This is a genomic window from Vibrio sp. 10N.261.54.A5 (genome assembly GCF_041471145.1).
Lineage (GTDB): Bacteria > Pseudomonadota > Gammaproteobacteria > Enterobacterales > Vibrionaceae > Vibrio > Vibrio crassostreae_C.
Map to the genome: position 1 here is coordinate 15,967 of NZ_JBFRNU010000003.1, position 11,671 is coordinate 27,637.

Sequence of the window (11,671 nt, forward strand, 5' to 3'; positions counted from 1 at the left end):
TTAAACAACCCGATAAGCCGTTCGAAGGATAGCGTCCTCCATAAGAGATTCGGCGATTTAACGCTTTGCTCTTAACCTGTTCGGGTTTTGAGCAATTGGGTAACCGCGTGAAGACCTCGATTAAACAATTAGTGCTGGCCACTTCATTTTTCCTGTTTACCCAACACTCTTCTAGTGCTGCTGAATTTGAGGTTAAAGGGGTTAATAAAACTCTCACCGAAAATGTAGAATTATATTTAGAACCTTTAGCCGATGTTCCTGCATCACAGCTATCGAAAACGAAGCTATCTAAACGTATTCAAGATGCACTCAACCCTTATGGTTATTATCACCCACAGCTCGATATCGACCTCAATGATTCTGATAACGTGATCATTAACATCGATTCTGGTCCTGTCATGCGCATCGCAGAATCGATAGTAAAAATAACAGGTGAAGCTAGCCTAGATGCGGAGTTCATCAATATACTCAATCAAAGCAAGTTAGGCTCAGGTTTAACTTTGTCTCACCAAGAATATGACCAAACTAAGCGTGCGATTTTCTCTTTAGCAAAGCGGAAAGGTTATTTTGACGGCAGGTTTATCGAGTCAAAGATTGAAGTTATTCCTAGCGAGAACATCGCGAATATACACTTGTATTTTGCAAGTGGTCCACGCTACAAGTTCGGTTCTATAAGTATTCCTGATGATGGGGTTGACCCTACTCGTATCGAGAAAATACCCACCTTTAAAAAAGGTGATGACTTTGACACCATCAAGTTAGGTGAACTGCAATCTGATTTGTCAGACACTCAATGGTTTCGAAGTGTCATCGTACATGGTGACTTTGACAAACTTGATGACAACCTAGAAGTTCCAATTGAAATCATTGCCGAGCCAAGTTCTCGAAATATCGTGCAGGTCGGTGGCGGCTATTCTACAGATCTCGGTTTACGCGCCTCTCTCAGTTGGTCAAAGCCTTGGTATAACCGGAGAGGCCACAGCTTTGAAACACAGACATATTTGTCTGAACAGGAGCAATCACTTCAGTTGGGGTACAAAATCCCCACAGAGAAAGTCACAACGGATTACTTTGGTATTCAGTTTGAATCGAAACGAATTGATCATCGAGACACCAATAGCTTTACAAACGATCTTAAGTTCGAACGTTACTGGCAATTAGACAGTGATTGGCAAAGCACCATTTATGTCAAATACTTGCACGAACAGTACCGTCAGGCGTCTGAGGAAGAGCAATCGCAATTACTGTTACCTGGCATCAGTTTTTCTCAGGTTGATCGTAAAAATGATCAGTTGGAGCTCAATCATCGACACATCTATTCTGTCGAGTATTCTGACCCTAGTCTGTTCTCTGACTCAAGGCTGTTGCGGTTGGAAGGAAACAGTGTCCTTTCATGGGATATTAGTGACAGGCAGAAGCTCCATTTCCGCTCCAACGTAGGCATCAACATTGCCAAATCATTATCTGATGTGCCGTCGTCACTGCGGTATTTTGCTGGTGGCGATGGAAACCTGCGAGGTTATGGTTACGAATCTATCTCCCCTAGAGACGAGAATGGTGAACTAACGGGGGCACGTTATATGTTAACTGCTGGGCTCGAATATCAGCATCAAGTCTATCGTTCAATTTGGTTGGGCGCATTTCTTGATGTGGGTGATGCATTTGATCAACAAGCGGATTGGAAGCGTGGGACGGGCGTGAGTTTGATTTGGAACTCACAGTTAATGCCAGTTAAGCTCGATTTTGCTTACGGCTTAGATGCGCCTGAAGGCGACGAATTTCGTATTCATTTTTCCTTTGGTACTCAATTCTGATTTTTGTACGCTGTTTATGCACTCGCGAGGATGCGAACCATCTAATAGGATTCAAGTAAATCGAAAGAGATTAATAACCTTTGTGCTTTAGCAAACACAAAGGTAAAAACTATGAAAAAGCTACGATTCGGTGTATTTGGTAATATGGGCCCTGAAGCAGATGCTCTGTTCCAAGATATCGTCGCCAAGAAAGAAATTGAACACGGCGCACTTAAAGACTAAGACCACATGGCCATGATAGTGGTGAAAAACTCAGATATCCCCGATCGATATAAAGTGATTAACGAAGGCGGTACCGATCCTGTGCCTGAACTGATTGAGTCAGCGTGCATTTTAGAACATGCCAATGTTCAGTTTGGCGTAATGACCTGTAACACCGCTCATTACTTTAGACCTGAGGTTCAAAAGCACACCAACGTTTATATCGTCGACATGCTTCAAACCACCGTTGATCAAATCAAAGAGCAGAACTCTGAATCTGTTGTTGGTATTTTATGTACCAACGGCACATACAATTCGGGAATCTATGATCGTTACCTAACGGACGCGAATCTGGTGTTCGTTAAGCCAGATTCCTTTGAGCAAGAGCATAACGTGCATAGTGCTATCTATGGTGAAGTAACCGGTGAGATGACAGAGTGTGGACAAGCAATCCGAGAAACCAACGGGATCAAAGCGGGCGAGTTTGAGCGTAATGCCGCACTGCTTGCTGTAGCGATTCAATCCATCGTAGAGAAGGGCGTTGATACGGTTATTTTGGGATGCACGGAACTTCCTTTGGTTAGAAAGCAACTTGAAACGGCATTTCCAACAGTCACTTTTATTGATCCTATGGAAGCGGTAGCTGAGCGTGTCGTTGATATTTACCGTCTCGCTGAGCAATATGTGGAGCGTGGACATGTGGATTACAACATTAATGATGTTAATTCGATCTTCACAACGCTTGATATGGTGAACTACGTAGCCCAAAGAGCGATGACCTACCGTCTATAAGCTCAGATACGTGTATTTGAAACATGAGAAAGCCGCGAATTACGCGGCTTTTTTACATTTGGACTGGAGAAAATTAAAAATTAAGATTCGAAGCTGAACACTTAAAGCTCGAACTCGCCATTCATTTTTCGAAATAACCAATCAGGTACCTTGTTCCATGAACTGTAGTTCGGGTTCTTAGTATGGATTTGTTCCTCTGAAGCCCAGATGGTGTCACCTGATTGTTCTCGCGACACAGCCCAGAACAACTCCTCTTTCTGACGTGTTAAGTAGTGTGTCACTTGCTTCGCAAACTCTTCACTGTCAACCAACACCCCAAACTCAACGTTGAGAAAGTCTGATCTTGGATCGAAGTTAGAAGAGCCAATATAGGTGACACGCTCATCTAAAATTACTGTCTTGTTGTGGTAGTAGGTATCAACATGAAAGTAGTGATCATCATTGATCGCTTGGCTTTTGTACTCATAGATACTTACGCCCTTGTCGAGTAGAGTCTCACGGTGTTTTTCGTAATACGCAGGCACAAAGCCCGAATCATTAGAAGCCGATGAATTCGTCAGTAAGGTGACTTCGGCTTCGCTCTCTCTAAGTGCATCGACGAATACAAACTTGTTATCGCTTGGCACCATATAAGGCGTAGAAATAATAACCTTAGAAGGTGTCGGTACTTTTTGCTTCATCAAGTGTTCAATACGTTGGCGAAAGTAGGGCTTGTTGTCATTGAGTTTCTCCAGTGAGTCAAATACCGGCGTGACAGAGGCTGAAATGAACTTCGGTTGGTTTAAGCTCTTTATCTGCCTTTCGACTTCAGACGTGATCAATGCTTGATTCTTTTCACCTTTGTTCAACGCTTTGGTGAACGCTTGGTATTGCTCTTTCTCTTTGATTTTAATGCGTTCTTGAATTGGCACTACATGCTCACTGTTCCACAACGCTTGGTAGTTTCGGTCGAAAGCAGCAATCACGTCGCCTTTAAACAGCACATCCATATCAAAGAAGTTGGCACTTTCGCTGTAGCCAAAGTAGTCATCACCGATGTTGCGCCCACCGAGGATCATCGATTGGTGATCAACGTTAAAGTATTTCTCATGCAGTCGATTATCTAACTGTTTTTGATGAGTAGAGAAGTTGAGCGCACGACCAATCCAGCCAGCTTTACGTGACTCAAAAGGGTTGAACAGTCGAATCTCAATATTGGCGTGTGAGTTCAACTCCGCAAGCCATTTGTCATTGAATACCAACAAATCATCCAGTGTGAGGCGCACGGCCACATCGCGGTCAGCGGCGTGTTTCAGCTCGTTTAACAGCATCAGACCCAGAGTGTCGTTTTCCCAAGAGAAGTAAGTCATATCAATCGAGTGTTTTGCTTGGCGAACCAGATCAATGCGGCGCGCAAAGGCTTCAGGCGCACTCGGGATCAAATAGACTTCGGCTTGATGTTCTGTGCTTTGCCAGTTAGCTTCGAAGTCAGGTTCAACATCGGGGTAAGGTTGGGCACATCCTGTGACCAAAGCAATCAACATTATTGTGCATGCTGTTTTTAGTTTGCTAAGTGTCATAACTAACCTGCGTTTAAACATAAAATTTGGATATAGAAACGGCCAGCGAGCTGGCCGTTAAAGTAGGAAGGGTGTTGAATATGTTTAGTTTAGGTACCAGTCCCAAGGCATAAGACCTTGCTCTGCTAGACCCGTTAAGCGACCTTCACGAAGCTTAGGATCAACACCTGGGTTTGTGACATAGTCCCAGTCGAAGGTAGTGCTGTTGTCGCTGAATCCTGCACCATCAATGACAAGCACATTGTCGGTATCATCGCTGTACTGGTAGCTCTGGAACAATTCATCGCTAAACCAAAGACGCGACATTTCGTTCATAAGGGCTTTATCTTTGCTTGATGGATTTACTTCGCTTCCATCAAAACGTACAGCTTTGTTGAACATAAATGGCAGTTCTGAACCGTTACATGCACCGCTGATACAACCAATCGTTTTGAATAGATCAATGATTGACAGTTGGTCGTATTCGCCCGTTTCTTCATTTAGACCTGTTTTATAGTTCCACATGTTAAAGCTTGGTTTGTGCTCAAAGTGGTATAGCGTTGCTTCTACTCCGCTGTTTGCTGCCATGTGACGAGCTGGACCATTGAACAAGGTGTCATTTAGCAAGGTTTTAAATTGCTTCATGTTGTCAAGAGCGCCACCAAAGCTAGATTCTGAGTTAGGGTAGAAGTCTGTTAGATCTAGAGCAGCTTTTACCTCATCATGACTAGCAAGTTCTATGTCTCCAATAATTGATAAGCAACTTAAGTAACTATCCTCACCATTAGATGCATTTGCTAGGCATATACCAAATGCAATCGAATTTAAAAAATTTACGTCAATGTTGATGTCTGTATCTAAACCAAAAAATAGCTGTGTTACAGACTTATATGCCGTAAGGGAAAGCGTCATGTTTTGGGTCAACTCTTCAGTACTCATCCCCCCAATTTTAGTTTCAAGCATGGCTACGTTATCTTCATCACTCAACCAATCCAACATACTTAATGCAAGTTCTTCTGAGTTTGTATCTTCGTTGATCTCGGGCTTTATATACTCAATTATGGTAGGAACTAAAAAGGTCACATTGAATAACATGCCGAAGCTGTTAGATTCACTAGCGTTATTTCCAAGTACTGTAGACACAGCGAAATCTTTTTTTATAGGTGTTTCAATAGAACTTACACAAATTTCATCAGCGTCTGAGTCTGTCTCTAGCTCTTTACAAAGAATATAGGGAGCAAATGGCATAAGGGTAGACATTGGTGTCTTATCAGAGTTGGAACCCAATTTTATATTTCCTTGTTCGTCTATATCATTAAACTTGAGTTTGTAATTCAGTGAGAGTGACAGAGAACTAAGTAACCAGTTTTTCAGTTGTTCAATACCATCCAAAGCTGTTTCTTGCGACGCCATGATCTTGTCAAGCGAAGTGTCTGCTGTAAAACCCTTACTGCGATCTTTTGCAACGTCATAGCTAGGATACTCAAAACCATACGGGTTGCTCTGCATGATGGCACGTTGGAAATATTGACCTGCGATATCGTCATCTTGCTGCAAGAAACCAATAGACATAGCGCCTGAGCCTTGACCCATAACGGTTACGTTTTGAGCGTTACCACCGAAGTCGGTAATATTATTGTGTACCCACTCCAAGGCACGCTTCTGGTCACCTAGGCCATAGTTGCCATCTTTGTAAGCGCCTTTAATCCATTGAGTACCTAACTGACCAAGACGGTAGTTAAAGCTTACATAGATGAAAGGCTTACCATCGTCGCTTCCTTGAGCAACCACGGTATCACCTTGGATGAGCGGCTCTGCACCAGAACCGTATTCGAAATCACCACCGTGAATGAATACATAAACCGGTAGTTCTGCGTCAGCATCTACGCCTGCTGGGCGCCAAATGTTCAGGTTCAAACAGTCTTCAGATTGTGTCTGTGAAACGGTCTTCAATTGAGGACATGCATCACCAAACGAAGTGGCATCAATGTCACTCCCAAGATCAACCATTTCACTGTGCTCAAAACGCTCTGCATCGGCAAATTTAATGCCTTTAAAAGACTCAACTGAAGCCAGTTTGTCGTCTTCGGTATTCGACGTAATAACCAGCTCTTCTTTGGTCGCTTTGATACTTGCGTCGCCGATTTGAATAGTAAAGGTTTCCGCAGGGGCAGGTACGAGAGGTTCAGGTTTGTCTGGCATTGGAACCGTTGGTTCAACGTCTGTGTCACAACCAGCAAGAGCGGCCGCAATAGCGAGCGCGATGAGAGAACGATATGCAATAGTCATAAAAAAGGTGTCCACAATAAAATTTGGTAAAGTAACGAACAGCGCATCGATACCGTCAAACCTGTAGATCCATAAGGTGATGGCTCCGTCTTTGGAGCATTTGACGTTGTGTTTCTTCGTGTGTTATCTACTGGATAACCAACGTTGGCGCGTTTTCATTTGTATGATGTCGACCTAATACAACGTAGGTTCACATCAGAAATTTGGTTAGATTTAGTCTAAAAGCGATAGCCAAGGTTCAATGTCACAGCCGAACGAGTTTCACCTTTGTTGTACAACACGGTCATGTTGTAATGCTTGCCAATCTGTTTGTTGACTCCGGTTAAAAATGCCCACTGGTTAATGTCGACACCAACGTCGTAATCAAACTCAATATCGTCTGTCTTTACAGTACCTTGCATACGTGAATCTAAACCTTGGTATTCAGCACCAACGAAGAATTGAGCGCGATAATCAACTAATTGGTAGCCCAACATTGGCTGAATCGTGACAATGCCGTCACCCCAATCATCCATCCCTTTCAGACGGGTTTGTGAATAGGTGCCGGTCACTGAGGCAAAGAACTCTTTGTAACCAACAGATAATGTTGTACCCGCACCGCGTAAGTCATATTCGAGATGGAGTGGTACATTTAAACGCCCACTATTACACAGTGCTGATACGCCCTCGCACAGTTTGTCGCCTAGACCAGGTAATTTGTTATTGAGTTTATCTTGTAGATATTCTCCCGCAGCGCCGGTATAAGAGGCGTCAATATTCGCATCAACGTTTACCTTTCCTACGTACCCGAATACATTCCAGAATGGCAAGATATTTACGTCGCCGCGTATCGAAACACTTTCCGCTTTAACCGTTGCAACGCTATCTTCAGGGTCGAACAGGTCATTCAAGCGCACACCGCCAATCACGTAATCGGTCATAGGAAGGTTCATGTCTTGATTGCGATAAGCAACTGAAACACCGAATGGTAATGGCAAATCGATACCTTGACGACGCACCATGTCACCCATTAAAGGGAATACTCGATCTAACTTAACACTCGCTTCTTGCATACGAGGATCTGAAACTTCTTTTAGACGCTCTTCATGCAGGACATTAACGCCGTTGTCGTCTTCATAAATTGCGACGGGTTCAGTTACAGCGCTCATGGTCATCGGTTTCGTTTTAGACGTACCCTCGATGTTAGTTGTCTTACGTTCAATAACGACTTTACCAGAGTCTAACGTTTGGAAATCAATCACTTGGTAATAGGTATCGACTTTTGACTTACCAAGATTAAATGGCTTGTCGTTGGTGATTACCATGCGTTTTGGTGTGCCGCCTACAAGTTCAATATCAACATTCAAGAAACGGAAATAGGCGATGTCTTGTGGTAAGCCGTATTTCGAATAGTTGAAGCTAATGGTCACGTCGCCGTTGTCTTTTTCATTGACTTTCACTGACGATGGATCGAAGCTTTCTGCATAATTTCTTAGTCGATACTCAGTGCGCGTAAACTCTTCAATTTCATCGATCAGTTTTTCGTTTTCATCCAGCTCTTGCGGGTTGTATTTGACGCGCAGGTCGATGTTGCCTTTGCTGTCTGTGTTTTTTATCAGATAGACGCTTGAGTCACGAACCTCATCGCCAATTTGTATGGTTCGATGTGCGTGTTCAACTAGGTGTTCGCCCTGTACGAGCGAACTGATTGCTAGCTTTGGTAAATCATGACTGATGCCATATTTGTCAAATAGTGCTCGACCTTTTTCCATAACTTCGCTGTAAGTCTTGGTTTCTGCCGCAGACGCAAAATTGGGGGTGGTAAGTAATAGGGCGCTCGCTAACACAGAAAGAGTATGGGTCTTACAAGCGCTGGTGCGTATTTCAAAAAAACTCATGACGGTTTCCACGCTGAGTGGCCTCAAACCTTCGAGACTCAAACAGTCGATGTAATACTGAACGTCGTGTTCAGTTGTTATGTATTTATCCGTTAGGATTGCTAGTGTGAATGTCGCGACTAAAAATGCATTGCGTCAATCAATGAGAGGATTTTAAGAGGAGGTGGCAGATCGCGTTAATCGCTTTTGATGGACGCTATCCTCACTTAGTAATAATTAGCGTTAATCAATTGATTTATAATGATTTTCAATAGATAAAAAACGGCCTGTGAAGTAAAAATACTTGGCAGACCGTTTTGTTGTGAGTTGTTAAGCGCATTTAGTTCTAAGCAGTTACCCTCACTCTAAATAGATCAGTAAACAACTTCGCTATCATCAGAATAATCAAAATGTTTACGAGCATCAAAAGTGGCGTTTCAATTCCATAAACAGGTGTGAGGTTGAGCGCACCAGATGTGAGAACAACTAATAAGTTAATACCCAATATTCGGTGTACCATGAGCTTAGGTGTCGCGAACACTTTCCATATCACCATAATGTTAAGGAAGTAGAATAGTCCCAGCTCCCATAGTTCTGTCATTAATGGCATCACAAAGATGTATTGCAACAGAACCACCGACCCTGTACCCAACACACCATAAAAAGCGTCCTTAATAACGCTTGGTGGCATGGGCGGCACCATAGAAGAGAATACACCGGCTAACATAGGAAATATGAAACCACCTGGAACTGGAAGATAAATCCAAATCAACAGCGATGTGATAAACATCGACACGCCTTGCAGCACTTTGCGCCCATCTTCATTCAAATGTTCAACAAACGTGCGATGTGCATGATGCCAAGATACGTCTTTATGATCACCTGTGACATTGAGTTCACCCTCAACAAGAGATTGTTCTGGTGTTAATACATCGAACGTCTTCAAGTTGTGAGTAAGAACTGCCCATTGGATATCTAAGTCTGATTCGCTGTTACTTTGTTTGAGTAATGTATCTTGGATATGTGCCATTTCATCGATACGCAAGCGCCATGTTTGGATGTTCTCTTTAAGGTGGTAGCTTCCGGTCAGTGGCAGATCTAAAAGTTGATACAGCTTATCAATATTCGCGGTGTTGCTTTCAAGTGCGGCAATGTCGATGTTGTCTGTTTTTTCCATCGCATCTAACAACGCTTGTTTACTGGTTTCGAAACGTTGTACAAAGTTGAGTTCAGTATTCACAGGCCACACGATGCGATACACAATAGAGAACACAACAACACCTAATAGTGTTTCTTGAAGTCTAAGTACAGCAAAGTGAAAGGTGGTTTGGTTATCAAACCCGCCCAGACAAGCAACAATCGAACACACGGTAAATCCTATTGAAAAGATGTAGCCGTATTTCTCGTCACTAGACATGAAAATACAAGTGCCTAAGAACACGGTAAGAAATGTTAGAAACAAAAATCGATCTTGTGAAAACATCGCAATGAGGAAAAAGGCATAACCGGTCCCTAACAAGGTTCCCATTAACCGGTTATGGCCTTTGTTTATTGAATGGGCGAAGCTCTCGTTCAATGCCATCACGGCGACGGCTATCGCAGCCCAATACGGTTTTTCCCAACCAAACCACAACGCTAGGCAGATTGCGATAACTATAGAGAGTGCGACTTTAATCGCGTCTTTAGTCGATGCAGTGAACATAAGAATCACCTAGCTATTTTTGATTATTTTGATCGAGGCAGTCATACCAACACGCAGTTGTACGTCTTCTGGTATTTTGTCTAACTTCACTTTGATAGGGATGCGTTGAGCTAGGCGTATCCATTGGAAGTTTGGATTCACGTTTGGCAATAAATCATTACCTGTGCTGCCGTCTTGCTTCGCGATACCAAAACCAATACTTTTGATATGTCCTTCTAGCTGAACATTGTTGTGCATCATTAAGGTCACATAAGCAGTGTCCTGAGCATCGACACCGACTAAATCAGTCTCTTTGAAATAACCTTCAATCCAGAAGCTATCTTCATCAATTAGCGCAACCACAGGTGAATTCGCGACAACTTGAGAGCCAACACGTAGGTTCAGATTGGTGATATAGCCGTTAGTAGGCGCATATACCTTGGTGTACTCAAGGTTGAGATGTGCTTCTTCTACGTTCGCTTTTGCCAGTTCGACATTTGCGGCGCTGGTTTCTACCGCGTTGTTCAAGTTGTTTAGTGTCAGCACGGGCACGGCACCGGGCGTTCTTTTCTCTAAATTCAACGCGCGTTGCTCTTCGTTTTTGGCTTTGGCGAGTAGGGCAAATGCTTGTTTTTGAGTCGCAAGTGCTTTTCTGTAGGTCGCCTTGTAAATACTCGGATCGATCTCAAAAAGAAGATCGCCTTTTTTTACCTTCGAGTTGTCTTCGACATGCACTTCAATGACTTGACCCGTGACTCGAGGTGTAATCGAGACGATATAAGCGCTGACTTGTCCGTCTCTGGTCCATGGGTTACTTGAGTACGACTGGTAATAGCTATAAACCACAGTTCCCGCAGCAGCCAATAATAAAAGTGTGATGAGATAACGTTTGATCACAGTAAGTGCCTCAAAAAATGGTAATAAAATGGCCGATAGCGCCAGTAAAAATCACGATCAAGCTCAGTTCTGCTATTGCAGGAAAGGCGACGTACTTATGAAGGCCAAACCGTGTCGCGATTGACCCTGTTAGCATTGTCAGTATGTAAGCCAGTGCGATAACCAATAACAGCGGTGGGAAGTAGACTTCATCCCACACAAGCTCATGCGGCATGGTATTCATGGTTCTGTTCTCTATTTGTTTGATGAATGCAACGATAACGGAGTTCGATTTATTGTGATAATCGCTTATAGAGGATCGTACCCATCAAAATCCAACTTTATTCGGTGATTATGCCAACTGCCTCTTTGTTGAGAGCCGTAAGCCAGTAAAACAACGGTAGGTAGGTTGTCGTTCTTGAAGTGGAAACACTTAATTGAAATTGATTTCGAAAATCATCTACTTTTGCCGGTTTAAGATAAATCTATTTAAAATAATCACTTAAGATGTAAATTGCACTTCAAAAACTATGCGAACAGTTAAAGTGATGATTTGATCCATCAAATGGGATTACATAATAAAACCTTTTGTTCTTAATATTCGGTTCGAAGCAACGAGATTCT

At 43.0% G+C, this 11,671-nt stretch carries 7 protein-coding genes and 2 pseudogenes; 2 read left to right on the forward strand and 7 right to left on the reverse strand.

Annotation, left to right across the window (positions count from 1 at the left end; all coding sequences use genetic code 11):
* Nucleotides 1-95 precede the first annotated feature (95 nt).
* Together AB4329_RS00530 and AB4329_RS00535 are read left to right on the forward strand one after the other, a co-directional pair.
* Nucleotides 96-1,814 (forward strand): autotransporter assembly complex family protein, encoded by a 1,719-nt coding sequence (locus tag AB4329_RS00530; protein WP_029235239.1) that lies wholly within the window; start codon nucleotides 96-98, stop codon nucleotides 1,812-1,814.
* A 228-nt stretch (nucleotides 1,815-2,042) separates the two neighbouring features.
* A complete protein-coding gene (locus tag AB4329_RS00535) occupies nucleotides 2,043-2,807 on the forward strand; it encodes an aspartate/glutamate racemase family protein (protein WP_372137563.1) in 765 nt (254 codons plus the stop codon).
* Nucleotides 2,808-2,908: 101 nt separating this feature from the next.
* Here AB4329_RS00535 and AB4329_RS00540 read toward each other — a convergent pair whose 3' ends face one another.
* From AB4329_RS00540 to AB4329_RS00570, 7 genes and pseudogenes are all read right to left on the reverse strand, one after another.
* Nucleotides 2,909-4,366 carry a phospholipase D family protein gene (locus AB4329_RS00540; RefSeq protein ID WP_372137564.1) on the reverse strand — a complete coding sequence of 486 codons (1,458 nt, stop codon included), beginning with the start codon at nucleotides 4,364-4,366 and terminating at the stop codon, nucleotides 2,909-2,911.
* 84 nt (nucleotides 4,367-4,450) lie between these two features.
* A pseudogene (locus tag AB4329_RS00545) lies at nucleotides 4,451-5,050 on the reverse strand (carboxylesterase/lipase family protein); the annotation flags it as partial.
* A 641-nt stretch (nucleotides 5,051-5,691) separates the two neighbouring features.
* Nucleotides 5,692-6,634, reverse strand: a pseudogene (locus AB4329_RS00550) (carboxylesterase family protein); the annotation flags it as partial.
* A gap of 218 nt (nucleotides 6,635-6,852) precedes the next feature.
* On the reverse strand, nucleotides 6,853-8,511 hold the full coding sequence (locus tag AB4329_RS00555) for a hypothetical protein (RefSeq protein WP_372137565.1): 1,659 nt from the start codon (nucleotides 8,509-8,511) through the stop codon (nucleotides 6,853-6,855).
* Nucleotides 8,512-8,836: 325 nt separating this feature from the next.
* Nucleotides 8,837-10,192: an FUSC family protein gene (locus AB4329_RS00560; protein ID WP_102393242.1), complete on the reverse strand. Its 1,356-nt coding sequence runs from the start codon at nucleotides 10,190-10,192 to the stop codon at nucleotides 8,837-8,839.
* Nucleotides 10,193-10,201: 9 nt separating this feature from the next.
* Nucleotides 10,202-11,068 (reverse strand): HlyD family secretion protein, encoded by an 867-nt coding sequence (locus tag AB4329_RS00565; protein WP_017059803.1) that lies wholly within the window; start codon nucleotides 11,066-11,068, stop codon nucleotides 10,202-10,204.
* Between the two features lie 10 nt (nucleotides 11,069-11,078).
* The gene (locus AB4329_RS00570; protein WP_017059802.1) at nucleotides 11,079-11,291 is read right to left on the reverse strand and encodes a DUF1656 domain-containing protein; all 213 of its coding nucleotides are present in this window, start codon (nucleotides 11,289-11,291) and stop codon (nucleotides 11,079-11,081) included.
* Between the last annotated feature and the right edge of the window lie 380 nt (nucleotides 11,292-11,671).

What these genes read in the sequence shown, in the direction of transcription:
- AB4329_RS00535 (WP_372137563.1), top strand. Translation starts at nt 2,043, where the DNA reads ATGGCCATGATAGTGGTGAAAAACTCAGATATCCCCGATCGATATAAA.
- AB4329_RS00540 (WP_372137564.1), bottom strand. Translation starts at nt 4,366, where the DNA reads ATGACACTTAGCAAACTAAAAACAGCATGCACAATAATGTTGATTGCT.
- AB4329_RS00555 (WP_372137565.1), bottom strand. Translation starts at nt 8,511, where the DNA reads ATGAGTTTTTTTGAAATACGCACCAGCGCTTGTAAGACCCATACTCTT.
- AB4329_RS00560 (WP_102393242.1), bottom strand. Translation starts at nt 10,192, where the DNA reads ATGTTCACTGCATCGACTAAAGACGCGATTAAAGTCGCACTCTCTATA.
- AB4329_RS00570 (WP_017059802.1), bottom strand. Translation starts at nt 11,291, where the DNA reads ATGAATACCATGCCGCATGAGCTTGTGTGGGATGAAGTCTACTTCCCA.